Genomic DNA, 23,459 nt, shown 5'->3' with positions numbered 1-23,459 from the left:
CTCAGCGGCGGTAGTAGCCGCCGCTGATGATCGACAGTTCGGTGAAGTTCAGCCCCGAGTGGTCGTTCGGGCCGTAGCTTAGCTCCAGGCCGCCGAGGTCGACGTTGCGCAGGCCCTCCAGGGCCTGGCGCAGCGTCTGGCGCGTCGGGTTCGGCCCGGCGCGGCGCAGGCCTTCGACCAGCACCTTGGCGCCGGCGAAGCCCTCGATCATCGCCGGCGTCAGCTCGGCGATGCCGGCGGCGCGCGCCAGCTCGCTGGCCTCGCGCACCAGCGTCGTCGACAGCGCCCGCTCGCTGGGGAAGACCTGGGTCACGATCGTGCCGTTGGCGTGTTCGCCCAGCGCCTTGATGAAGCCGCTGGAGGCGTTGTTCGACAGCGTGCCGATCTGCGCCAGCGAGCCGGCGGCGCGCAGCGCCTGGGTGCCCTCGACGACGGCGTCGGCGGTGCCGATGAAGACCACCGCCTGCGCGTCGCCCGCCTTGGCCTTCTGCACGACCGAGGTGAACACCGGCTTGGCGCGGTCGTAGCTCTCGACGAACAGCGGCTTGATCTTCGTGTTCTCGAAGCCGCGCAGCGCGCCGGCGGCGCCGTCCTCGCCGAACGAGTCGGCGACGTGCACGAGGCCGATGCGGCGCATGCCGATCGTCGCCAGGTGCTGCACCAGCTTCTCGGCCTCGCGCTGATAGGGCGCGCGCACGTTGAAGATCCACGGGTCCACCGGCTTGTGCAGCAGCATCGCGCCGGTCGACGGCGCGACCAGCGGCACCTCGTACTGCGCCAGCATGTGGCGCAGCGCCTCGGTGTGCGGCGTGCCGCGGGTCATGAACAGCGCCATCACCTGGCGCACCATGATCAGCCGCAGCGCGTTCTCGGCCGCGCGGGCGGGCTCGAAGCGGTCGTCCAGCGTGACCAGCTCGATGCGCTTGCCGCCGATGCCGCCGGTGGCGTTGACGCGGTCGAACCAGAGCCGGGCGCCGACCATGTTCTCGTTCGAGCCGGCGGCGGCCGGGCCGGTGAGGCCGGTCGTCTGCCCCACCACGATCTGCGCCATGGCGGCGGTGCTCGTCACGATGCCGAGGCAGAGGACGGCGGCGAGTCGCCGGAGTTCACGCATGACGGACGGCGCTGGAGGTTGCGAAGCCGTCGAGGATAGCGAAGCGTCTTCGTTCTAGGGGGGCGCCGCGGCCCCAACAGTTCACACCCGGCGCGCTCTCGTGCAAGGCGGGGGTGTCCGGCAGGCGTCGCGGTCGACTCCTAGAATGACCGGTTCGCCTTTCCGCCGAGCCCTCCAAGATGTCGTCCGGCTCCATCCGCATCCGCGGCGCCCGCCAGCACAACCTCCAGAACCTCGACCTGGACATCCACACCGGCGAGTTGACGGTGGTGACCGGCCCCAGCGGCTCGGGCAAGTCCAGCCTGGTCTTCGACACGCTGTACGCCGAAGGCCAGCGCCGCTACGTCGAGACCTTCAGCGCCTACGCGCGCCAGTTCCTGGACCGCATGGACCGCCCGGCGGTCGACCGCGTCGACGGCGTGCCGCCGGCGATCGCCATCGACCAGACCAACCCGGTGCGCACCAGCCGCAGCACGGTCGGCACGATGACCGAGCTGAACGACCACCTGAAGCTGCTGTACGCGCGCGCCGCCCAGCTCTTCGACCGCGAGACCGCGCTGCCGGTGCGCCACGACACGCCGGAGACCATCCACGACGACCTCGCGGCGCGCGCCGCCGCCGCTGGCGACCCGCGCCTCGTGTTCAGCTTCCCGGTCGAGCTGCCGGCCGACACCACGCCCGAGCAGCAGGAGCAGTGGCTGTCGGCCGCCGGCTTCACGCGCGTTCAGGGCGAACGGGTCGCGGGCGAGCGCAAGATCCTCGACGTCGTCGCCGACCGCTTCCGTTTCGCCGGCGCCGAGCGCGCGCGCGTGATGGAGGCCATCGAGCTCGCGCTCAAGCGCGGCGGCGGCCGGCTCACGGTGCACGTCGGTGACGACGGCACGACCTGGAAATACAGCACCGGGCTGCACTGCCCCGAGAGCGACATCCGCTACGCCGAGCCGCAGCCGGCGATGTTCAGCTTCAACTCGGCCTACGGCGCCTGCGACACCTGCCGCGGTTTCGGGCGCGTCATCGGCGTCGACTTCGGCCTCGTCATCCCCGACGGGCGCAAGACGCTGCGCAACGGCGCCATCAAGCCGCTGCAGACCCCGGCCTGGGCCGAGTGCCAGGACGACCTGATCCAGTACGCCGGCGAGGCCGGCATCCCGCGCGACACCGCCTGGAACCAGCTCACCCCGGCGCAGCGCGACTGGGTCATCGAAGGCTCGCCGAACTGGACCGGCAACTGGAACAAGCAGTGGTACGGCATCCGCCGCTTCTTCGGCTACCTGGAGAGCAAGGCGTACAAGATGCACATCCGCGTGCTCTTGTCCAAGTACCGCAGCTACACGCCGTGCACCGCCTGCGGCGGCGCGCGGCTGAAGCTCGAGCCGCTGCTGTGGCGCCTGGGCACGAAGGCCGACGCCGACGCGGTGCTGCCGCCGTCGCAGCGTTACCTGCCCGTCGGCGTCGGCTGGAGCCGCGAGCAGCTCGAAGCGCTGCCGGGCCTGGGCCTGCACGACCTGATGCAGCTCTCGATCGAGCGTCTGCGGCGTTTCTTCGACGGCCTGACGCTGCCCGGCACGATGCTCGACGAGGCGCTGAAGCTGCTGCTGGACGAAGTGCGCACGCGGCTGAAGTACCTCGTCGACGTCGGCCTGGGTTATCTGACGCTGGACCGCCAGAGCCGCACGCTGTCGGGCGGCGAAGTCCAGCGCATCAACCTGACGACGGCGCTGGGCACCTCGCTCGTGAACACGATGTTCGTGCTCGACGAGCCGTCGATCGGCCTGCACCCCCGCGACATGGGGCGCATCGTCACCGCGATGCACCGGCTGCGCGACGCCGGCAACACGCTGGTCGTCGTCGAGCACGACCCGGCGGTGATGCTGGCCGCCGACCGCCTGATCGACATGGGGCCCGGCCCCGGCGAACGTGGCGGCCGCATCGTCTTCGACGGCACGCCCGACGCCGCGCGCGAGGCCGACACGCTGACCGGCGCCTACCTCGGCGGCCGGCGCCAGGTCGGCATGGGCATCCGGCGTGCGGTCGGCGCCAGCACGCCGAAGCTGATCCTCGAAGGCGCGCGCCAGCACAACCTGAAGAACGTCAGCGTCGAGCTGCCGCTGCAGCGCCTGGTCGTCGTCACCGGCGTCAGCGGCTCGGGCAAGAGCACGCTGATCCAGGACGTGCTGCACCCGGCGCTGGCGCGCCATTTCGGCAAGGCCACCGAGACCCCCGGCGAGCACGACCGGCTGCTCGGCGCCGACTGGCTCAGCGACGCCGTGTTCGTCGACCAGAGCCCGATCGGCAAGACCGCACGCAGCAACCCGGCGAGCTACGTCGGCGCCTTCGACGAGCTGCGCAAGCTGTTCGCCGACGCGCCGCTGGCGCGCGAGCGCGGCTACACCGCCGGCACCTTCAGCTTCAACGCCGGCGACGGCCGCTGCCCGACCTGCGGCGGCTCGGGCTTCGAGCACGTCGAGATGCAGTTCCTGTCCGACGTCTACCTGCGCTGCCCCGACTGCGACGGCCGCCGCTACCGCGCCGAGATCCTCGACGTGAAGCTGGTGCGCGGGCCCATGCAGCTGTCGATCGCCGACGTGCTGGACCTGACCGTCGCCGAGGCCGTGCACTGGTTCCAGCAGGACCGCGACGTGGTGCAGCGCCTGCAGCCCATCGTCGACGTCGGCCTGGACTACGTGCGCCTGGGCCAGCCGGTGCCGACGCTGTCGGGCGGCGAGGCGCAGCGGCTCAAGCTCGCCGGTTTCCTCGCCGAGGCCGCGGCCGGCAAGCGCCCGGCAGTGCCGGCCGGCGGCGGCAGCGCCGCCTGGGCCGGCGCCTTCGCCGACCGCGACACGCGCGCGGCGCTGCGCCGCGGCACGCTGTTCCTGTTCGACGAGCCGACCACCGGCCTGCACTTCGACGACATCGCCAAGCTGATGCGCGCGATGCGCAAGCTGCTGGAGGCGGGGCACTCGCTGCTCGTCATCGAGCACAACCTCGACGTCATCCGCGCCGCCGACTGGATCGTCGACCTCGGCCCCGACGGTGGCGAAGCCGGCGGCGAGCTGGTCTGCGCCGGCACGCCCGAGGACCTGAAGGCCCACCCGCGCTCGCACACCGGCGTCGCGCTGCGCGAGTACGAGGCCGCGCTGGGCCTGGGCGTCGCGCGGGCCGCCGAACGCACGGCCGGGGGCCTGGACGGCACGCCGCTGCAGACGCTGGTGCGTGCCCGCCGCCGCGAGCGCCAGGCCGAGGACGACACGATCCGCATCGTCAACGCCAAGGAGCACAACCTCAAGAACCTGTCGGTGGACATCCCGCGCGGCAAGTTCAACGTCGTCACCGGCGTCAGCGGCTCGGGCAAGAGCACGCTGGCCTTCGACATCCTGTTCAACGAAGGCCAGCGGCGTTACCTGGAGAGCCTGAATGCCTACGCGCGCAGCATCGTGCAGCCGGCCGGCCGGCCCGAGGTCGACGCCGTCTGGGGCATCCCGCCGACGGTGGCCATCGAGCAGCGCCTGTCGCGCGGCGGCCGCAAGAGCACGGTGGCGACGACCACCGAGCTGTGGCACTTCCTGCGCCTGCTGTGGGTGAAGCTGGGGCTGCAGCACTGCGTCAAGGACGGCGCGCCGGTGCGCGCGCAGAGCACCGAGAGCATCGCCGCGCAGCTGCTGCGCGACCACCGCGGCCAGCACGTCGGGCTGCTGGCGCCGCTGGTCGTCAACCGCAAGGGCCTCTACACCGACCTCGCGAAGTGGGCCTCGGCGCGTGGCCACACCCATCTGCGCGTCGACGGCGAGTTCGTGCCGGTGTCGCCGTTCCCGCGCCTGGACCGCTTCAAGGAGCACACGATCGAGCTGCCGGTCGGCGATCTGGTCGTCGACCCGGCCGGCGAAGCCGAGCTGCGCACGCTGCTGGCCAAGGCGCTGGAGCTGGGCAAGGGCGTGCTGCACCTGCTGCACCCGCTGGATGGCCTGGCCGCGGCGATGGACGGCGGCGGCAATGGCCGCGGCATCGGCGAGCTGAAGGTCTTCTCGACCAAACGCGCCTGCCCGGTCTGCGGCACCAGCTACCCCGAGCTGGACCCGCGCATGTTCAGCTACAACAGCAAGCACGGCTGGTGCACGCACTGCGTCGGCACCGGCCTGGCGCTGACACGCGAGCAGCGCAAGGCCTTCGACGACTCGGTGCGCGACGACAGCGACAAGGGCCGCGAGCAGAGTTTCCCGTCCGAGGAGCCCGAGGTCGAGGGCCTGGCCGACCAGCCCTGCCCGGAATGCCACGGCGCGCGCCTGAACCCGGCGGCGCTGGCGGTGACCTTCGACGACGAGTCGATCGGCGCCATCGCCCGGCTGTCGGTGCGCGAGACGCGCGCCTGGGTCGAGGCGCTGGATCTCACCGGCCGCGACGCCGAGATCGCGCGCGACATCGTCACCGAGATCCGCAGCCGGCTGCAGTTCCTCGAGGACGTCGGCCTGGGCTACCTGACGCTGGACCGTGCCGCGCCGACGCTGTCGGGCGGCGAGGCGCAGCGCATCCGCCTGGCGGCGCAGCTCGGCAGCAACCTGCAGGGCGTCTGCTACGTGCTCGACGAGCCGACGATCGGCCTGCACCCGCGCGACAACCGCATCCTGCTCGACGCGCTGCACAAGCTCGGCGACCAGGGCAACACGCTGGTCGTCGTCGAGCACGACGAGGACACGATCCGGCGCGCCGAGCACATCATCGACATCGGCCCGAGCGCCGGCGTGCGCGGCGGCCGCCTCGTCGCCCAGGGCACGGTGGCCGACCTGTCGGCGGCGCCCGAGTCGCTGACCGGGCGTTTCCTCGCCACGCCGCCGAGACACCCGCTGCAGCCGCGCCGCCCGGTCGAGGCCGACGCGCCGGCGCTGACGCTCAGCGGCGCGTCGCTGCACAACCTGAAGAACGTCGACGTCACGGTGCCGCTGAAGCGCCTGGTCGCCGTCACCGGCGTCAGCGGCTCGGGCAAGAGCACGCTGGCGCGCGACGTGCTGCTGGCCAGCGTGCAGGCCGCGGTGACGCAGAAGTCGACCAAGGCCGGGCGCGACGCGATGCTGGCCAACGGCTTCCACGGCCTCGTCGGCTGCAGCGGGCTGACCGGTTTCGAGCCGGTCGACCGCGTGCTCGAGGTCGACCAGACGCCGATCGGCAAGACGCCGCGCTCCTGCCCGGCGACCTACATCGGCTTCTGGGACGCGATCCGCAAGCTCTTCGCCGAGACGCTGGAAGCCAAGGCGCGCGGCTACGCCGCCAACCGCTTCAGCTTCAACACCGGCGACGGGCGCTGCCCGGCCTGCGAAGGCCAGGGCATGCGCACGATCGAGATGAGCTTCCTGCCCGACGTGAAGGTGCCTTGCGACGTCTGCCACGGCGCCCGCTTCAACGCCGAGACGCTGGCCGTCACCTGGCGCGGCAAGAGCATCGGCGACGTGCTGCGCATGGAGGTCGACGAGGCCGTCGGCTTCTTCGCCAGCATGCCGGCGATCGCCCACCCGCTGCAGCTGCTGAAGGACGTCGGCCTGGGCTATCTGACGCTGGGCCAGCCGAGCCCGACGCTGTCCGGCGGCGAGGCGCAGCGCATCAAGCTCGTCACCGAGCTGTCCAAGGTGCGCGACGACGTCACGCGGCGCGGCAACCGCCTGCCGCACACGCTGTACGTGCTCGACGAGCCGACGGTCGGCCTGCACATGGCCGACGTCGAACGCCTGGCGCGTGTGCTGCACCGGCTGGTCGACGGCGGCCACAGCGTCGTCGTCATCGAGCACGACCTCGACGTCATCGCCGAGGCCGACTGGATCCTCGACCTCGGCCCCGAAGGCGGCGGCGAGGGCGGCCGCGTGGTGGCCGCCGGCACGCCGGAGCAGGTGGTGGCCGCCGGCACGCACACCGGGCGCGCGCTGGCGCCGGTGCTGGCACGGGGCGAGCTGCGGCTTTGACCGTCAGGCGGCACCCATGAAAAAGGCCGCGCGCTGCGCGGCCTTGATCACGTCCCGACGGCTCAGGCTTTGCGGCGGCGTGCGAAGCCGGCGCCCGCCAGCGCGAGGCCGGCCAGCGCCAGCGTCGCCGGTTCCGGCACGTTGCCCGGGGTTGCCGAGCCGATCGTGATGTCGTCAAAGGCGGTCTGGTTGGCCGTGCCGCCGAAGTCGATCGACTTGGCGACACCTCCGAACGCCACCCCGACCGCAGTCCAGTTGCAGAAGCTGCCGCCGGGGTCGCCGCTGCAGTTTTGGTTGAACTGGGCCGTCAGGTCCAGCGTGCCCAGGATGTTGCCGGTGCCGTTCAGGTCATCCCAGACGGTGACGACCGCGGCGGTCGACGAGGTATAGAAGAACGAGAAGCCCGTGGTGAACCCTGCCGCGTAGTTCAGGATGGCGTTGTTCGCGTCCAGGAAGAACATCACCGTGTCCGGCGACGGTTCGTTGGCAATGTTGCCGCCGCCGCCGGCATCGGCGTCGACGATGGCGAGCGTTGCCGGACTGAACTCCACGCCAAGTCCGGCGTAGAAGTTCCCGACGGGCGCGCCGCTGGCGATGCCCTCGAAGTCGAGGACGATCGGTGCGGCGCTTGCCGCCGAGACGGCGCCGGCGGCGGCCGCTGCAGCGAGAACTTTGAAGACCGATTTCATGAGGGACTCCCGTTCGGTTGGCTCTTGCGGCGTCCCGGCCAGAGGGCCGGCGTCATGCCGGAAAGGCTCGAAGCATGGGTCGTGCCACCATCGTTCGGTGGGAAAAGTCGTTTTCTGACAATGACTTGGGGAGGGTGCGCCGGGCCGGCCGCTGGCGCTTGTAAGAGCCTTCGACTAAGGGGGGTGCTCAGCCGACGGCCGGGCCGCGGGAGCGCGCGATGGCGCCGCGCAGGCGCCAGAGCAGCAGCCCGCCAAGGATCGCGGCATAGACCGCGACCTCGGCGTAATCGTGTTTGCCCGAGCGCATCCAGAAGAAGTGCAGCAGCGCCAGCCCGGCGGTCGCGTAGACGGCGCGGTGCAGCAACTGCCAGCGCCGCCCGCCCAACGCCTTGATCGCCGCATTGAACGAGGTCGCGGCCAGCGGCAGCATCGTCAGCAGCGCCGCCGTGCCGACGAGGATGAACGGGCGTTTGGCGATGTCCTGCACGATGGCGCCGACGTCGAGGCCCATGTCCAGCCAGGCGAAGCACAGGAAGTGCACGACGCCGTAGAAGAAGGTGAAGAGCCCCAGCAAACGCCGCAGCCGCGCCAGCGCGTGCCAGCCGGTGGCCTGGCGCAGCGGCGTCACGGCCAGCGTCAGGCACAGGAAACGCAGTGTCCAGTCGCCTGTGGCGCGGATCAGCGCCTCGGCCGGGTTGGCGCCCAGCGTGTTCGCGACGGCGCCCCAGACCAGCCACGCCGCCGGCAGCAGCGCGAGCACGAAGACGATCGGCTTGGCCGCCGGCGAGGCCAGCAGCTGGTTCGGCGCGGACACGCTCAGTAGTTCTTCTTCAGGTCCAGCCCGGCGTAGAGCTGGCCGACCTGCGGCTCGTAGCCGTTGAACATCAGCGTCGGCCTACGCTTGGCGAACAGGCCTTCGCCGATGCGGCGCTCGGTGGCCTGGCTCCAGCGCGGATGGTCGACCGTCGGGTTGACGTTGGCGTAGAAGCCGTACTCCTGCGGCGCCGTGCGCTGCCAGGCGCTGCGCGGCGGCTGCTCGACGAAGCGGATCGCGACCAGGCTCTTGGCCGACTTGAAGCCGTACTTCCAGGGCACGACCAGGCGCAGCGGCGCGCCGTTCTGCGGCGGCAGCAGCTCGCCGTAGAGGCCGAAGGCGAGCAGCGCCAGCGGGTGCATCGCCTCGTCCAGACGCAGCCCCTCGACATAGGGCCAGGGGATGATGTTCGAACGCAGCCCGGGCATCTGTCTCGCGTCCGCCAGCGTCTCGAACTGCACGTAGCGTGCGCTGCCCAGCGGCTCGACGCGGCGGATCAGCTCGACCAGCGAATAGCCGACCCAGGGGATGACCATCGACCAGCCTTCGACGCAGCGCAGGCGGTAGATGCGCTCTTCCATCGGCGCGAGCTTCAGCAGCGTGTCCAGGTCCCAGCGGCCGGGTTTCTTCACGAGGCCGTCGACGACGACGGTCCAGGGCCGGGTCTGCAGCTTCTGCGCGCGCAGCGCCGGGTCGGCCTTGTCGGTGCCGAACTCGTAGAAGTTGTTGTAGCTCGTGACGTCGCCGTAGGTCGTCGGCGCTTCCATCGTCGCCGCGCCCGGCACCGCGCTGCGTGCGCCGGGCAGTGCGTCGCGTTGGCCCGGCCGCGCGGTCGCGGCCAGCGCCGGCAGCGCCGCGGCCGCCGCACCTGCGGCCAGGCCCTGGATCAGCGTGCGCCGCTGGCGCCAGACTTCGCGCGGGGTGATCTCGCTGGCCAGCGGGTGCACGTGGCCGCGGTCCTTCAGGTACAGCATCGGGAACTCGGGGAAAGACGACGGCGCAAGGTAGCGCAAAGCGCTTCGGCGCGTCGGCCGTGCCCGCAGATCACGGGTCTGCCGTGGGGCATGGCGCACACCAAACAAAACGGGCCGGCGAATGGCCGGCCCGTCGTGCTGGGTGCTGCGTGCGGTCAGTGCAGGCCGGCGATGTAGTCGGCCACGGCCTTGATCTCGGCGTCGCTCAGCTTGGCGGCGATGGCCGTCATCTGGGCGCTGTTGTTGCGTTCGCCGGAACGGAAGGTGTTGAGCTGCGCCGTCGTGTACTCGACGTGCTGGCCGCCCAGGCGCGGGTACTGCGCCGGGATGCCGGCGCCGTTCGGGCTGTGGCAGCCCGAGCAGGCCGGGACCTTCTTCGAGGCGATGCCGCCGCGGAAGATGGCTTGACCCAGGGCGATCGTCTCCTTGGAGGTCGCTTCACCCTTGACCGGCGGCTTCGAGGCGAAGAACGCGGCGACGTTGACCATGTCTTCCGGGCTCAGCGGCGCGGCCATGCCCATCATGATCGGGTTCATGCGCTTGCCGGCCTTGAACTCGGTGAGCTGCTTGACGATGTAGGCCTGATGCTGGCCCTGCAGGATCGGGTAGATCGGGATCCCGCGCGTGCCGTCTGCCGAGTGGCAGGCCATGCAGGTGGCCGCCGTGATCTGGCCCTTGGCGAGATCCGGCTTGGCGGGCTTCGCTTCCTGGGCGAAGGCGGTGCCGGCAGCGAGCGCGGCGATGGTCAGGGCGACGGCGAACTTCATGCGGCGGGGGCCTCGGTCGGCAGGTGTTCGGGTGTCAAACCGCAGGATTTTACAATGCCCCATGACGTCTACCTTTCGAGATGTGCCCAGCGATGCCGAAAAGTCGGCTTTGGCCTGGGCGCACACGGCGCGATTCCTCACGACGGCGAGCCGCCTGGACCAGTTGCCGCAGGGCGAACTGCCGGAGATCGCCTTCGTCGGACGCAGCAATGCCGGCAAGTCCACGGCGATCAACACGCTCGCGCAGCAACGGCGCCTGGCCTTCGCGTCGCGAACGCCGGGGCGCACGCAGCACATCAACCTCTTCGAGGTCGGGCCGAAGGACGCGCCGGATGCCTTGTTCGCCGACCTGCCCGGCTACGGCTACGCCGCCGTCGAGCGCAGCGCCAAGCTGCGTTGGCAGGAGGTGATGGCGCAGTACCTCGAGCTGCGGCGTGCGCTGCACGGCGTGGTGCTGATGATCGACTCGCGGCTGGGCTTCACCGACCTCGACCGCCGGCTGCTGGCGCTGATCGCGCCGCGGGTGGCCAACGGCGAGGTGCGGCTGCTGGCGGTGCTGACCAAGTGCGACAAGCTGAACCGGCGCGAGGCCGACGCCGCGCTCGCCGGGGCGCAGCAGGTGCTGGCCGAGATCGCCACCGAGAGCGCCGAGATCGGCGTCGCGCAGTTCTCGGCGCTGTCGCGTCGCGGCCTGGGCGATGTCGCGACGACGCTGCGCGGCTGGATCGCGCCTGCGGCCTAGCCGAGGTTGATCGTCCGGCGCATCACGCGCTTGGCGGCCGAGCGCACCAGTGATCGCGGCTTCAGCGTGCCGAGCAAGCGCTCGGCATGCAGCGTCTGCATCGCGCGCCGGCGCACGGCCCAGGTCTCGCTGCTGCCGGCGTCGCCGAGCAGCCAGAGCTCGCCCAGTTCGCCGGGCCACAGGATCTGGGCCTTGACCCAGCGCCCCTGCAGAAAGATGTTGAGCCACTCGCCTGGGCGGCGCGCCAGCAGCCAGGCTTGCGCGTCCTGCGGCTCGCCGGGGCCGTCGGCCGGCATCAGCTCGGCGGGCACGGTATCGAGCTGGGCGATGTCCAGGGTGCCGCCCAGCGTCGACGGCGGCGCCATCGACGAGCACAGCCGCTCCTCCAGCCGCTGCAACTCGGCGATCTGCGCCGCGGCCTCGGTGCAGCGGTGCGCGAAGCGGTGCTGCGCCTGATGCTGCAGGCGCTCGCTCGCCCACTCGAACAGCGGCGCCTGCGGCGCCGGGTCGGCGGCCAGGTGCTCGACCAGGCCCTGGGCGAAACGCAGGGTCTGCGTGCGCTCGGGGTCGCCCTGGGGCGGGAGCACGTCGCCGAGGAAAGCCAGGCCGTCGACGAAGCGCCACAGCGCGTGCGTCTCGTCTTCCAGCGTGCGCGGTTCACGCAGCACCAGCCGCGTGGCCACCGACTGCAGCCGCGAGAGCATCAGCGCGATGTCCTGCGACAGCCGGCGGTCGGACAGCATCGCGTCGAACAGGCCGGTCAGCAGCTCGACCGCACGGTGGTCGGCCGGTGAGGCGCCGGCGTCGGCACGTGTCGGCGTCACGGCGGGTTCGATCGCCAGCGTCGGGAAGTCGTTGCCTTCCAGGCTGAAACCGAGTTCGCTGGCCGGGGCGATCGCCGAACGGACGAGGTCGAGGCCGGCTCCGTGGCTGATCTCCGGCCCGCGCGTGCGCCGCGCGCCCGACGGCAGGATCATCGTGCGGTAGGCCGCCGGCGTGACGCCCTGGCTTTCCAGGCGCGACGACGAGGCCGCATAGGCGCGCCGCAGCGCGCTCGCCAGCGCCGGTGCGGCGTTGCGCGTGAACAGCAGATGGTGGCCGCGCGACAGCGGCAGCGCCTGCGCGGCGGCCCACAGCGCACGCGCGTGCTGGGCCGGGCCGAAGGGGTTGTGGTCGTGCGCCAGGTCCATGTCGCCGACCAGCGCCGCGGTGAAGGTCTGCAGCTCGCGCAGCTCGTACTCGGCGGTGCTGCGGATCAGCTCGATGACGTGCGAGATCTCGACGTCGATCGCCACCGAGTCCTCGTCGACCAGCGACAGCGTCGTCGGCAGGCCGCCGCCCTGGGCACCCGGCCCGCGTTCGGCGATCTGGCGCCGCAGCGAGCGCACGTAGTAGTCGCTGATCAGCTCGCGCTGCGTGCCGAGCGCATGCAGCACGTCGGCCGCCGAGGCGCGCGGCTGCGGCGCCAGCGTCGGCAGGCTCTGGCGCATGCGGTCGACCGTGCCGTCGACCAGCTGATCGACGAGCATGGGCATGCGCAGAAGTTCGTCGTCGACGAACTGCCGCAGCGCTGCCGAAACGGTCGTGGCGGAGGACATCAGCACTGATTATCGGACGCCGCAGCGCCGGCGGAAGGCCGGTAAAGCGCCCGGGATGCGGTTCAAAACGAAAAAAACCCGCCTCCGGCGGAGGCGGGTTTTCGCTCGGCAGGCGTGCCGGGCCGGACTTACATGTCCATGCCCATGCCGCCCATGCCACCCATGCCGCCGCCGGCGGGCATCGGGGCTTCTTCCTTCGGCGCCTCGGCGACCATGCACTCGGTCGTCAGCATCAGGCTGGCGACGGAGGCGGCGTTCTGCAGCGCGGTGCGGGTCACCTTGGTCGGGTCCAGGATGCCCATCTCGATCATGTCGCCGTAGGTGTCGTTGGCGGCGTTGTAGCCGAAGTTGCCGGCGCCTTCGAGGACCTTGTTGATCACGACGCTGGGCTCGCCACCGGCGTTGGCCACGATCTCGCGCAGCGGCTGCTCGACGGCGCGCAGCACGATCTTGATGCCGGCGTCCTGGTCGTGGTTGTCGCCCTTCAGGCCAGCGGCCACGGCGGCGCGGGCGCGCAGCAGCGCGACACCACCACCGGCCACGATGCCTTCCTCGACGGCGGCACGGGTGGCGTGCAGCGCGTCTTCGACACGGGCCTTCTTTTCCTTCATCTCGACTTCGGTGGCGGCACCGACCTTGATGACGGCCACGCCGCCGGCCAGCTTGGCCACGCGCTCTTGCAGCTTCTCGCGGTCGTAGTCGGAGGTCGCTTCCTCGATCTGGACGCGGATCTGCTTGACACGCGCCTCGATGTCGGCGGCCTTGCCGGCGCCGTCGATGATCGTGGTGTTTTCCTTGGCGACTTCGACGCGCTTGGCTTGGCCCAGGTCGGCCAGCGTGGCCTTCTCGAGCGTCAGGCCGACTTCCTCGGCGATGACCTTGCCGCCCGTCAGGATGGCGATGTCCTCGAGCATGGCCTTGCGGCGGTCACCGAAGCCCGGGGCCTTGACGGCGACGACCTTCAGGATGCCGCGGATCGTGTTGACCACCAGGGTGGCCAGCGCTTCGCCTTCGACTTCCTCGGCGATGATCAGCAGCGGACGGCCGGCCTTGGCGACTTGCTCGAGGATCGGCAGCAGGTCACGGATGTTGCTGATCTTCTTGTCGAACAGCAGCACGAACGGGTTGTCGAGGACGGCAACCTGCTTTTCCGGGTTGTTGATGAAGTACGGCGACAGGTAGCCGCGGTCGAACTGCATGCCCTCGACGACGTCGAGTTCGTTGTTCAGGCTCTTGCCGTCTTCGACGGTGATGACGCCTTCCTTGCCGACCTTGTCCATCGCGTCGGCGATGATCTTGCCGATCGACTCGTCGCTGTTGGCGGAGATCGAGCCGACCTGGCCGATTTCCTTGCTCGTCGTCGTCGGCTTGGAGGCCTTCTTCAGCTCGTCCGTCAGGGCGGCGACGGCCTTGTCGATGCCGCGCTTCAGGTCCATCGGGTTCATGCCCGCGGCGACGAACTTCATGCCTTCGCGCACGATCGACTGCGCCAGCACGGTCGCGGTCGTGGTGCCGTCACCGGCGTTGTCGCTGGTCTTGGAAGCGACTTCCTTGACCATCTGCGCGCCCATGTTCTGGAGCTTGTCCTTGAGCTCGATCTCCTTGGCGACCGAGACACCGTCCTTGGTGACGGTGGGGGCGCCGAACGAGCGCTCGAGCACCACGTTGCGGCCCTTGGGGCCCAGGGTGACCTTGACGGCGTTGGCGAGAACGTTCACGCCTTCGACCATGCGGTGGCGCGCGTCAGCGCCGAAAACCACGTCCTTAGCAGCCATGTGCTACCTCTTCGAAATCTGGGGGGAGGGGGATTACTTCTCGACGACGGCGAAGAGGTCTTCTTCGCGCATCACCAGCAGCTCGTCGCCGTCGACCTTGACGGTCTGGCCGCTGTACTTGCCGAACAGCACGCGGTCGCCGACCTTGATGTTCAGCGCGACGAAGTCGCCCTTGTCGTTGCGCTTGCCCGGGCCGACCGCCAGGACTTCACCCTGATCGGGCTTCTCGGCCGCGTTGTCGGGGATGACGATGCCGGAGGCGGTCTTGGTCTCGTTCTCGAGACGCTTGACGATCACGCGATCGTGCAGCGGACGAAGCTTCATTCACATCTCCTTGGGAGTCACGTTATGGCACTGGAGCGCCGCGCAGGCAGCGCTCGCTGACATGCGGCAACCGGGGGGCAGCGAATCTGCCTCGGTCGTTAGCACTCACCCGTGGCGAGTGCTAGCAAACGGATTATAGGGGTCGGTTCCCGGGCTTCAAGAGCCGGTCGGGCATCTCCCTATGCCGTGGCCGGCGGCCCGCGGCGCGGCACCGGCCGCCGGCCCGGGCGCGGCGGTGCGGCTCAGAGCTTGCGCACCTCGATGCGGTGCTTCTGCAGCGCGTAGCCGAGCTGGCGCGGCGTGATGCGCAGCAGCCGCGCGGCCTTGGCCTGCACCCAGCCGCACTGCTCCATGGCCCAGATCAGGCGGTCACGCTCGCCGTCGGGCGCCGGGCCGGCCAGGCGCGAGACCGGCGGCGGCAGCTGCTGCGTCGGGCCGATGCGCGTGACGCCGTCGGCCGCCGTCTCCGCCGCGCCGGCCTCGGCCAGCGGCGGGGCCGGCGCGGGGGCCGGCATCGACCACGACGACGCGTCGGCCGCCGCCGGCGAGGGCGCGTGGCCGTTCGCCGGTGGCGCCGCGTGGCCGTTGAAGCCGTGGGCGCCGGCCACGGCCGCCACGGCGTCGGCCTTGTCGAGGAAGTGCAGCGTCTGCGTCAGGCAGCGGTTGTTGCGGCAGGGGAAGGCGAGGTCGCGGATCAGGTCGCCCTGGACCATCGTCGCGGTGCGTTCGATGCAGTTCTCCAGCTCGCGCACGTTGCCCGGCCAGTAGCAGGCGGTCAGCACCTTCATCGCCTCCGGCGTGACCTTCAGCTGGCGCCGGTTCTCCTTGTTGAAACGGTCGATGAAGTGCGTGACCAGCGGCGGGATGTCGCTGCGGCGCTCGCGCAGCGGCGGCAGGAAGATCGAGACGACGTTGATGCGGTAGTACAGGTCGGCGCGGTACTCGCCGCGCTGCACCATCTTCTCGAGGTCGCGGTTGGTGGCGCAGATCAGGCGCACGTCGACCTTCACCGGCTTGCTGCCGCCGACACGCTCGAACTCGCGCTCCTGCAGCACGCGCAGCAGCTTGGCCTGGAAGCCGGGCGAGACGTCGCCGATCTCGTCGAGGAACAGCGTGCCGCCGTGGGCCAGCTCGAAACGGCCCTTGCGTTCGCCGACGGCGCCGGTGAAGGCGCCGCGTTCGTGGCCGAAGAGCTCACTCTCCAGCAGCGACTCGGTCAGCGCCGCGCAGTTGACCTTGATGAACGGCGCGTCCTTGCGCGGCGACAGGAAGTGGATCGCGCGGGCGATCGCCTCCTTGCCGGTGCCGCTCTCGCCGCGCAGCAGCACCGTGGCACGCGACGGCGCGGCCTGGTGCACCTCGGTGAACACCTGCTGCATCGCACGCGATTCGCCGATGACGTTGTCCAGCGCCAGCCGGCCGCGCGGCTCGCGCGCCAGCGCCTTCTGCAGCCGCGTCGTCTCCTGCAGCAGGCGCGAATGCTCCTCGGCCACCGCCAGGTGCAGCGCCGCCGACTGCGCCAGCAGCGTCGCGACCATCGTCAGCAGGCGCTGGTCGTCGGTGAGGCGCGCGCCGTCTTCCATCTCGCGCTGCGCGGCGAGCACGCCGACGGTCGCGCGCTCGGTCTTCATCGGCACGACGATGAAGGCCAGGCGGCGGTCGTCGCGCGCGCCGAAGGCGCCGGTGCGGTCGAGGAACTCGGGCGAGTCCTGCACGTCGGGCACGACGGCGGCCATGCCGCTGGCGTAGACCCGGCCGATGACACCTTCGCCGCTGCGCCAGTGGCCACGCGCCGCCTGGTCGCGGTCCAGCCCGACCCAGCTGTGGATGCGCAGCAGATGGCCGCCGTCCTCGGCCGGCATCACGACCATCGCGCGCTGCAGCCCGAGCTGCGCCGACAGCGTGTTCAAGGCCACGCGGAAGGTGCGCTCGATGTCGAGCGACGCTCCCAGAACGCGGCAGACCTCGTAAACCGTGCTGAGCTGAACCTGATAGCGCTCGCTCAGCGCCGTGCGACTCGACATCACGCACCTCCTGCGTCTGACCGGCGGGCGAGACGGTGCGGCGGGCCACCTCGGGGCGCCCGGCGCATCGTTGGCGGGCATCGCCCGCCTTGCCGCCGCCGGTCTATGGTGTCAGTGCAAGAAGCACGCCGAATCGCGCCGACAGTCGAGGGAGGCCGACGGCGGCTTGAGGCAGCGCAAAGGGCCTGCCTGCAGAGCGCGGGGGGCGGGTCAGCGAGCCGCGGCGGCGGCGAGCTTCTCGAGCTCGGCGACGTGCTGCGCTTCCTCGGCGGCGAACTCGCCGGCGAGCGCACGCACCTCGGCGTCGGGGCTGATCGCCGCGATCGCGGCGTAGAAGGCGTGGCCGCGGCGCTCGCTGTCCAGCGCCAGCGCCAGCGCGTCGGTGGGGGCCATCATCGGGTCGACGCCGGCCCATTCGGCGGTTTCCGGCGGGATGCCGTCGGGCCACTCGAACTCGTCGGCCGACAACTCGGGCAGCGTGCGCCAGCCGGCGCGTGCCTGGGCCTCGGCCAGGTGCAGGCGCGAGAAGTGCGCCATGCGGGCGAAGAAGGCGCGCAGCTCGGCGTTGCCGTCGGTGGCCATCGAAGCCGCCAGGTCTTCGTAGCGCCGGGCCGCGTCGCGCTCCAGCGCGACGGCGTGGGCGAGGAATTTCTCGACGTCGTTCATCGCCGCTCTAGCCGAATTTGAAAAGGATGCCGTAGCCGCCGCGCGGCCAGTCCCACTCGACGTTGGCGTGCTCGGTGCAGATCACGCGGCAGCTGCCGCATTCCAGGCAGCCGTCGGTGATCAGCGTCACCGTGCCGTTGCCTTCGGCCTTGTAGCAGCTGGCCGGGCAGACGTAGGTGCAGGCCTGCGACTGGCAGCTGTTGGCGCAGACCTCGGGCTTCCGGATCCGGATGTGCGGCCGGCCGTGGTCGACCTTGTACCGGTTCTGGAACAGCTTCTCCTCGACGTTGACGACCGTCGTGCTCATCGCATCGCCCTCCACAGCTTGAACGCGTCGCCGACCAGCCCGGTGACGCGGCGGGCGGCCTTGAAGCTGCCCAGGATCTCGCGCTGCTTGGTCGTCTTGTCGACGCCGTCGACCGTGAAGTAGGTCTTGGCGGCGCGGTTGACCAGCGCGGGGTAGGTGTCGAAGAAGTGCGGGCTGCGCTCCAGCACCTCGGGCAGGTGCTTGTACTTCTTCAGGTCCTTCATCACGAAGCTGCCGTCCAGCGCGGCCTTGTAGGCCGCCAGCGTCTGCGCCGTCATCGCCTTGCCGGCGGCCTTGGCCGCGGCGACGGTCTCGCCGGCGAGGCGGCCGCTGGTCATCGCCAGGTTGGAGCCTTCGCGGTGCACGGCGTTCACGAAGCCGGCCGAGTCGCCGACGATGAGCCAGCCGTGGCCGTAGAGCTGCGGCACGGCGCGCAGCCCGCCTTCGGGGATCAGGTGCGCGGCGTATTCCTTCATCTCGCCGCCTTCGAGCATCGGCGCGATGCTCGGGTGCTTCTTCAGCTTCTCCAGCAGCGCGTACGGCGAGGTGCGCTTGTCGTTGGCCTTGAAGTCCGACAGCAGGCAGCCGACGCCGATCGTCAGCGAGTCCTTGTTCGTGTAGAGGAAGCCGGTGCCGACCATGCCTTCGGTGACGCTGCCGACCATCTCGATGACGACGCCTTCCTCCTCCTTGACGTTGAAGCGCTGCTGGATCACCTCCTCGGGCATGAAGAGGATCTCCTTGACCGCCAGCGCGACGTTCTTGGCCTGGATCTCGCCGTGCAGCCCGGCCTTGCGCGCCAGCACCGAGTTGACGCCGTCGGCGAGCACGACGACGTCGGCGAAGACCTCGCCGCCGATGCGGTCGCAGCGCACGCCGACGCAGCGCTCGCCGTCCATCAGCAACTCCTCGACGGTGGTCTCGCAGATCACCAGCGCGCCGGCTTCGCGCACCTTGGAGCTGAACCACTTGTCGAACTGCGCGCGGATGATCGTGTAGCGGTTGTAGGGCGGCTTGTTGTAGTCGTCGCTGCGGTAGTGGCTGCCGACGAAGCTGTTGTCGTCGAGCACCCACATGCGCTGCTCGATGATGTGGCGCTCCAGCGGCGCGTCGTCGCGGAAGTCGGGGACCAGCTTCTCCAGCGCGTCGGCGTAGAGGATCGCGCCCTGCACGTTCTTGCTGCCGGGGTACTCGCCGCGCTCGATCTGCAGCACCTTCAGCCCGGCCTTGGCCATCGTCAGCGCGGCCGCGTTGCCGGACGGGCCGGCGCCGACGACGATGGCGTCGAACTTCTCGTGGGACATCGTGGGCTCCTTCAGGCGGCGATACGCACGCGCTTGGCCAGGTGGTTGCGGAAGGTCTGCGTCAGCACCGGCAGCACCTGCATCGCGTTGCCGACGATGCCGTGGTGGGCGAAGTCGAAGATCGGTGCATTGGGGTCGGTGTTGATCGCGACGATGCAGTCCGAGCTCTCCATGCCGACGCGGTGCTGGATCGCGCCGGAGACGCCGGCGGCGATGTAGAGCTTGGGGCGCACGGTCTTGCCGGTCTGGCCGACCTGGCGCTCGGTCTCGGTCCAGCCGGCCTGTGTGACGGCGCGCGTGGCGCCGACCTCGGCGCCGAGCACGCGCGCCAGCTCCCAGACGAGCTTGAAGTTCTCGGCCGTCTTCAGCCCCTTGCCGCCGGTGACGATGATGTCGGCGTAGGCCAGGTTGACGGTGTTGCGGCTGGCGTCGGGGATGAAGTCGAGCAGCTTGGTGACGATGTCGGTCTCGACCATGCCCAGCGCCATCTCGACGATGTCGCCGCTGCGTGTGTCGTCGCGGCGCGGCATGGCCATCACGCGCGGGCGCACGGTCGCCATCTGCGGGCGGTAGGCCAGCGTCATGATCGTGCACAGCAGCGAGCCGCCGAAGGTCGGCCGCGTCGCGGCCAGAGCGCGGCCGTCGATGCGCAGCTCGGTGCAGTCGGCGGTGAGCCCCGTGCCCAGCGTCGTCGCGACACTGCCGGCGAGGTCGCGGCCCATCGTCGTCGCGCCCAGCAGCAGGATCTCGGGCTGGTAGGTGTTGACGAGGTCGGTCAGGCCCTTGGTGAAGGGCTCGTTGCGGTAGCCCTGCAGCACCGGGTCGCGCACCAGGTAGCAGCGGTCGGCGCCGTAGGCGTAGGCCTCTTTCGCGTAGCGCTCCAGGTCGTCGCCGGGGCCGCCCATCAGCACGCCGCTGACGGTCACGCCCAGCGTGTCGGCGAGTTTTCGCGCCTCGCCCATCAGCTCCCAGCTGACGCTGTGCACGTGGCCGCGGTCGTGCTCGATGAAGACCCAGACGCCCTTGTAGGCCTTCAGGTGTTCGGGCAGTTCGGTGTTGCGCCCGGCGCGACCGGCCGGCTTGGCGGGCGCGGGCTTGGCGGCTTCGCTCATCTCGCGACTCCTTCAGGCGGACAGACGCTCGACGGTCTCGTCTTCGAGCGTCGGATGCGTGGTGAAGATCTTCTGCAGCAGGTTCAGGCAGACGTCGTTGACGCTGGAGTCGGCGACGACCTGCATCTCGGCCTTGGTCGCGCGCGGCGTCGGGCCGAAGACCTTGCTGACGACGGTCGGCGAGCCCTTCAGGCCGATCTTGGAGACGTCCTCGATGCCGGCGTCGTCCTTGTTCCAGCGCCGCACCGGGCAGCGGCCGGCGCGCAGCATGTCGGCCATCGTCGCGAAGCGCATCTCGTTGGTGCCTTCGAGCATCGTGATCAGCGAGGGCAGCGTCGTCTCCAGCAGCTGCACGCCGCCTTCGGCGCGGCGCTCGACGCGGATGCGGCGGCCGTCGAGGTCGACCTCGACGATGCGGCTGACGTAGGTCAGCAGGTTCACGCCCAGGCGCTTGGCGATGCCGGGGCCGACCTGCGCGGTGTCGCCGTCGATCGTCTGCTTGCCGGTGAAGATCAGGTCGACGGCCTGCTCCTGGCCGATCTTGCGGATCGCCGCGGCCAGCGCGTAGCTGGTGGCCAGCGTGTCGGCGCCGGCGAAGGAGCGGTCGGTGACGAGGATCGCGTCGGTGGCGCCGAAGCTGATGCACTTGCGCAGCGCGTCCTCGGCCTGCGGCGGGCCCATGCAGAGCACGGTGACGCGGCCGCCGAACTGGTCCTTCAGGCGCAGCGCCTCTTCGAGCGCGAACAGGTCATACGGGTTGACGATCGCCGGCACGCCCTGGCGCATGATGGTGTTGGTCACCGGATGGACGCGGATCTGCGCCGAGTCCGGCACCTGCTTGATGCAGACGACGATGTGCATGGGGTTCCTCGCGTGAACGTTCAGACGCCGGCGTTGCGGCGCTCGGCCAGGCTCTGGCGCAGCGAGGCCAGCGGCACCGCGCGCACGCCCTCGGCGTCCTGGAAGACCTTGAACACCTTCTCGCGCTGGGCGCTGGAGGCGACGAAGTCGTTGTAGGCCTGCGTCAGCAGCACGCGGTAGCGGCGGAAGGTCTCGACCTCGTCGAGCCCTCCGAGCCCGGGCGCGGCGTTCAGGTACTGGTGGAAGCGCTTGAGGATGTGCAGGCGGTTGACCTGCACGACGCGCTCCTCGTAGGCGACGCCGAAGAAGCGCAGGAAGTCCTCGGCGCTGGACAGACCCTGCAGGCGGTGGGTGAGGCTGGTCATCGGCGTCTCCTCGGAACGGTCAGGCATGGGCGCGGGCCGGCGTGTCCTCGCACAGGTCGAGGTAGAAGCGCGCCAGGTCGTCGGCGCTGGGTTCGAGCTTGGTGTCGGCGACGTGGGCGCGGATGCGCGCCAGCAGCCGCGGCACCTGGCGCGGCGCCACCGGCAGGCCCAGGCGCGCGTAGCGTTCGATGACCGCGGCGCTGCCGGAGTGCTTGCCCAGCACCAGCCGGTGCGTGCGGCCCAGCTCCTCGGGCGCGAAGGCCTCGTAGTTGCGGCGGTCCTTCAGCAGGCCGTCGACGTGGATGCCGCTCTCGTGGCTGAACACCGCGTCGCCGACGATGGACTTGCCCGGCGCCACCGGCCGCCCGGAGGCGTGCGCGACCAGCGCGCTGATCGCCGGCAGCGTCTCGGTGCGGATGCCGCACTCGATGCCGTGCACGTGGCGCAGCGCCATCACCACCTCTTCCATCGCCGCGTTGCCGGCCCGTTCGCCGAGGCCGTTGACGGTGGTGCTGGCGTGCGTGGCGCCGGCCATCGCCGCGGCCAGCGTGTTGGCGGTGGCCAGGCCCAGGTCGTCGTGGGCGTGGATCTCGATCTCGAGGTCGACCTCGGCGCGCAGCGCGGCGATGCGCTCGCGCGTCTGGAAGGGGTCGAGCAGGCCCAGCGTGTCGGCGTAGCGCACGCGGCGCGCGCCGCTGTCCTGGGCCGCCGCGGCGGCGGCGGCGAGGAAGCCGCCGTCGGCGCGCGAGGCGTCCTCGAAGCCGACGCTGACCGAGACGCCGCCGTCGGCCAGCCGCGCGACGTGGTGGCGGATGGTCTGCAGCACCCAGGCGCGGTCGCGTGCCAGCTTGCGTTCGATCTGCACGTCGGACACCGGCACCGAGACGTGCACGATGTCGGCGCCGCAGCGCAGCGCCGCGGCGATGTCGCTGTCGGCCATGCGCGCCCAGACCATCGTGCGCGCCTGGCGCACGCGGCGCGTGATCGCCTGGATCAACTCGACCTCGTGCGCGCCCATCGCCGGGATGCCGATCTCCATCTCCGGCACGCCGGCGGCGTCGAGCGCGCCGGCGATCGCCAGCTTCTCGTCGTCGGTGAACGCGACGCCGGCGGTCTGTTCGCCGTCGCGCAGCGTCGTGTCGTTGATCGTCAGTCGGTGCGGTAACGAGGCCAGGGACACGGGCGGACTCCTGCTGCTGTGAGCAGGGTTTCGCAAACCGCGTGCCACCCGTGTGTCGCGCGCAAGTGACTGTTTTTGAAGGGTTTTGGGCTTGTGCTGCGGGCTGTGCCGTTTGTGCGGTTGGCGACAGTTGCGCGTGGCCGGTGACAGCGTGCGGGGTCAAGCAGCGAGCGTGCGGGGTCAGGTCTCACGAGACCTGACCCCGGACTTCCGCGCAAGACCTGACCCCGGACTTCCCGGACTTCCGGCGACGCCCGAAACGACGAAGCGCCCGCGGCCAGGGGCCGGGGCGCCTCGATGTTCAGCGGCGTGCGATCGCGGACAAGTGGCGCGGCGCGATCAAGCTTCCCGCCTCGGGCCGGCTTTGCCGGTTCGTTGGCGGACGGCCTTGCAGGCCGCGCCGGGCCAATGGCCCGGCTCTTCGCATGGCGGGGCCAGTCCACCGGACTGGCTCCGTCCGTGCTCAGCCCCCTCGGGGGGTAGCGAGCGCCAGCGAGCTTGGGGGCTCACCTTTCTCTGGCGTGGTTCTTGGAGTAGCGCGGCAGCTCGATCACCAGCTCCGGCCCGCCAACCTTCACGCAGCACGACAGCCGCGAGTCGGCTTCCAGCCCCCAGGCGTCGGAGAGCTGCTCGTCCTCGTCGTCGTCGACCGGGTTCACGTGTTCGGCGCCCTGGCGCACGTAGACGTGGCAGGTGGCGCAGGCGCCGACCTTGTCGCAGGCGTGCTCGATCGCGATGCCGTTCATCAGCAGCTCGTCGACCAGCGAGTTGCCGGCCCCGGCCTCGAAGACGAGGCCGTCGGGGCAGAGCTCGGCGTGCGGCAGGACGGTGATGCGGGTGGGGGTGTCGTCGCTCATGCAGCCATCTGTTCGAGCGTGCGACCGGACAGCGCACTGCG

General features: G+C 70.6%; 19 protein-coding genes. 2 read left to right on the top strand and 17 right to left on the bottom strand.

The genetic code is table 11. From position 1 onward, the window contains the following. Window position 1: 1 nt before the first annotated feature. Complete coding sequence (locus LOC65_RS02675; protein ID WP_009856129.1) at window positions 2–1,051, bottom strand: ABC transporter substrate-binding protein; 1,050 nt, start codon at window positions 1,049–1,051, stop codon at window positions 2–4. 242 nt (window positions 1,052–1,293) lie between these two features. On the opposite strand from LOC65_RS02675, the gene uvrA reads away from it, so the two are divergent. After that, entirely contained in the window at window positions 1,294–7,059 is a 5,766-nt protein-coding gene (gene uvrA / locus LOC65_RS02670) for an excinuclease ABC subunit UvrA (protein ID WP_230246536.1), read from the top strand. A 62-nt stretch (window positions 7,060–7,121) separates the two neighbouring features. Here uvrA and LOC65_RS02665 read toward each other — a convergent pair whose 3' ends face one another. From LOC65_RS02665 to LOC65_RS02650, 4 genes are all read right to left on the bottom strand, one after another. Next, window positions 7,122–7,748, bottom strand: a complete 627-nt coding sequence (locus tag LOC65_RS02665; RefSeq protein ID WP_230246535.1) for a PEP-CTERM sorting domain-containing protein — start codon at window positions 7,746–7,748, stop codon at window positions 7,122–7,124. Between the two features lie 187 nt (window positions 7,749–7,935). Further along, complete coding sequence (locus LOC65_RS02660; protein ID WP_230246534.1) at window positions 7,936–8,562, bottom strand: sulfite oxidase heme-binding subunit YedZ; 627 nt, start codon at window positions 8,560–8,562, stop codon at window positions 7,936–7,938. Between the two features lie 2 nt (window positions 8,563–8,564). Then, entirely contained in the window at window positions 8,565–9,536 is a 972-nt protein-coding gene (msrP, locus tag LOC65_RS02655; RefSeq protein ID WP_230246533.1) for a protein-methionine-sulfoxide reductase catalytic subunit MsrP, read from the bottom strand. Window positions 9,537–9,691: 155 nt separating this feature from the next. Beyond that, window positions 9,692–10,303, bottom strand: coding sequence for a cytochrome c (locus tag LOC65_RS02650; RefSeq protein WP_009856125.1), 612 nt, complete (start codon window positions 10,301–10,303; stop codon window positions 9,692–9,694). Window positions 10,304–10,364: 61 nt separating this feature from the next. Here LOC65_RS02650 and yihA point away from each other — a divergent pair, with 61 nt between their 5' ends. Further along, window positions 10,365–11,045 (top strand): ribosome biogenesis GTP-binding protein YihA/YsxC, encoded by a 681-nt coding sequence (gene yihA / locus LOC65_RS02645; RefSeq protein ID WP_029718548.1) that lies wholly within the window; start codon window positions 10,365–10,367, stop codon window positions 11,043–11,045. Here the strand turns inward: yihA and LOC65_RS02640 are convergent. The 12 genes from LOC65_RS02640 to fdx form a co-directional block, all read right to left on the bottom strand. Beyond that, window positions 11,042–12,643 (bottom strand): DUF1631 family protein, encoded by a 1,602-nt coding sequence (locus LOC65_RS02640; protein WP_009856123.1) that lies wholly within the window; start codon window positions 12,641–12,643, stop codon window positions 11,042–11,044. The genes yihA and LOC65_RS02640 overlap by 4 nt on opposite strands. A gap of 128 nt (window positions 12,644–12,771) precedes the next feature. Beyond that, the gene (groL, locus tag LOC65_RS02635; RefSeq protein WP_029718547.1) at window positions 12,772–14,418 is read right to left on the bottom strand and encodes a chaperonin GroEL; all 1,647 of its coding nucleotides are present in this window, start codon (window positions 14,416–14,418) and stop codon (window positions 12,772–12,774) included. A 33-nt stretch (window positions 14,419–14,451) separates the two neighbouring features. Then, the gene (gene groES, locus LOC65_RS02630) at window positions 14,452–14,742 is read right to left on the bottom strand and encodes a co-chaperone GroES (RefSeq protein WP_009856121.1); all 291 of its coding nucleotides are present in this window, start codon (window positions 14,740–14,742) and stop codon (window positions 14,452–14,454) included. Window positions 14,743–14,984: 242 nt separating this feature from the next. Then, entirely contained in the window at window positions 14,985–16,766 is a 1,782-nt protein-coding gene (gene nifA / locus LOC65_RS02625) for a nif-specific transcriptional activator NifA (protein ID WP_009856120.1), read from the bottom strand. 210 nt (window positions 16,767–16,976) lie between these two features. Next, entirely contained in the window at window positions 16,977–17,432 is a 456-nt protein-coding gene (locus tag LOC65_RS02620) for a ferritin family protein (RefSeq protein WP_009856119.1), read from the bottom strand. Between the two features lie 7 nt (window positions 17,433–17,439). Next, on the bottom strand, window positions 17,440–17,739 hold the full coding sequence (locus tag LOC65_RS02615; RefSeq protein ID WP_009856118.1) for a ferredoxin family protein: 300 nt from the start codon (window positions 17,737–17,739) through the stop codon (window positions 17,440–17,442). After that, entirely contained in the window at window positions 17,736–19,043 is a 1,308-nt protein-coding gene (locus LOC65_RS02610) for an FAD-dependent oxidoreductase (protein ID WP_230246532.1), read from the bottom strand. The genes LOC65_RS02615 and LOC65_RS02610 overlap by 4 nt, the downstream gene beginning before the upstream one ends. An 11-nt stretch (window positions 19,044–19,054) precedes the next feature. Then, a complete protein-coding gene (locus tag LOC65_RS02605) occupies window positions 19,055–20,155 on the bottom strand; it encodes an electron transfer flavoprotein subunit alpha/FixB family protein (RefSeq protein ID WP_230246530.1) in 1,101 nt (366 codons plus the stop codon). Between the two features lie 12 nt (window positions 20,156–20,167). Then, the gene (locus LOC65_RS02600; RefSeq protein WP_230246528.1) at window positions 20,168–21,016 is read right to left on the bottom strand and encodes an electron transfer flavoprotein subunit beta/FixA family protein; all 849 of its coding nucleotides are present in this window, start codon (window positions 21,014–21,016) and stop codon (window positions 20,168–20,170) included. 20 nt (window positions 21,017–21,036) lie between these two features. Beyond that, window positions 21,037–21,381, bottom strand: a complete 345-nt coding sequence (gene nifW / locus LOC65_RS02595; protein WP_009856114.1) for a nitrogenase-stabilizing/protective protein NifW — start codon at window positions 21,379–21,381, stop codon at window positions 21,037–21,039. A gap of 19 nt (window positions 21,382–21,400) precedes the next feature. Beyond that, window positions 21,401–22,561 carry a homocitrate synthase gene (gene nifV, locus LOC65_RS02590; protein ID WP_009856113.1) on the bottom strand — a complete coding sequence of 387 codons (1,161 nt, stop codon included), beginning with the start codon at window positions 22,559–22,561 and terminating at the stop codon, window positions 21,401–21,403. A gap of 506 nt (window positions 22,562–23,067) precedes the next feature. Beyond that, window positions 23,068–23,418, bottom strand: coding sequence for an ISC system 2Fe-2S type ferredoxin (gene fdx, locus LOC65_RS02585; RefSeq protein WP_230246526.1), 351 nt, complete (start codon window positions 23,416–23,418; stop codon window positions 23,068–23,070). Window positions 23,419–23,459: the final 41 nt, after the last annotated feature.

The organism is Rubrivivax sp. JA1055 (assembly GCF_020966565.1).
Taxonomy (GTDB): domain Bacteria; phylum Pseudomonadota; class Gammaproteobacteria; order Burkholderiales; family Burkholderiaceae_C; genus Rubrivivax; species Rubrivivax benzoatilyticus.
This window is presented reverse-complemented; position numbering and strand designations above follow the sequence as displayed.

Coding starts and splice junctions, on each gene's coding strand:
- yihA (WP_029718548.1), top strand. CDS start 10,365: ATGACGTCTACCTTTCGAGATGTGCCCAGCGATGCCGAAAAGTCGGCT.
- groL (WP_029718547.1), bottom strand. CDS start 14,418: ATGGCTGCTAAGGACGTGGTTTTCGGCGCTGACGCGCGCCACCGCATG.
- LOC65_RS02605 (WP_230246530.1), bottom strand. CDS start 20,155: ATGAGCGAAGCCGCCAAGCCCGCGCCCGCCAAGCCGGCCGGTCGCGCC.
- LOC65_RS02665 (WP_230246535.1), bottom strand. CDS start 7,748: ATGAAATCGGTCTTCAAAGTTCTCGCTGCAGCGGCCGCCGCCGGCGCC.
- nifA (WP_009856120.1), bottom strand. CDS start 16,766: ATGTCGAGTCGCACGGCGCTGAGCGAGCGCTATCAGGTTCAGCTCAGC.
- LOC65_RS02600 (WP_230246528.1), bottom strand. CDS start 21,016: ATGCACATCGTCGTCTGCATCAAGCAGGTGCCGGACTCGGCGCAGATC.
- LOC65_RS02650 (WP_009856125.1), bottom strand. CDS start 10,303: ATGAAGTTCGCCGTCGCCCTGACCATCGCCGCGCTCGCTGCCGGCACC.
- LOC65_RS02675 (WP_009856129.1), bottom strand. CDS start 1,051: ATGGCGCAGATCGTGGTGGGGCAGACGACCGGCCTCACCGGCCCGGCC.
- LOC65_RS02610 (WP_230246532.1), bottom strand. CDS start 19,043: ATGTCCCACGAGAAGTTCGACGCCATCGTCGTCGGCGCCGGCCCGTCC.
- fdx (WP_230246526.1), bottom strand. CDS start 23,418: ATGAGCGACGACACCCCCACCCGCATCACCGTCCTGCCGCACGCCGAG.
- msrP (WP_230246533.1), bottom strand. CDS start 9,536: ATGCTGTACCTGAAGGACCGCGGCCACGTGCACCCGCTGGCCAGCGAG.
- LOC65_RS02615 (WP_009856118.1), bottom strand. CDS start 17,739: ATGAGCACGACGGTCGTCAACGTCGAGGAGAAGCTGTTCCAGAACCGG.
- nifW (WP_009856114.1), bottom strand. CDS start 21,381: ATGACCAGCCTCACCCACCGCCTGCAGGGTCTGTCCAGCGCCGAGGAC.
- LOC65_RS02620 (WP_009856119.1), bottom strand. CDS start 17,432: ATGAACGACGTCGAGAAATTCCTCGCCCACGCCGTCGCGCTGGAGCGC.
- groES (WP_009856121.1), bottom strand. CDS start 14,742: ATGAAGCTTCGTCCGCTGCACGATCGCGTGATCGTCAAGCGTCTCGAG.
- uvrA (WP_230246536.1), top strand. CDS start 1,294: ATGTCGTCCGGCTCCATCCGCATCCGCGGCGCCCGCCAGCACAACCTC.
- LOC65_RS02640 (WP_009856123.1), bottom strand. CDS start 12,643: ATGTCCTCCGCCACGACCGTTTCGGCAGCGCTGCGGCAGTTCGTCGAC.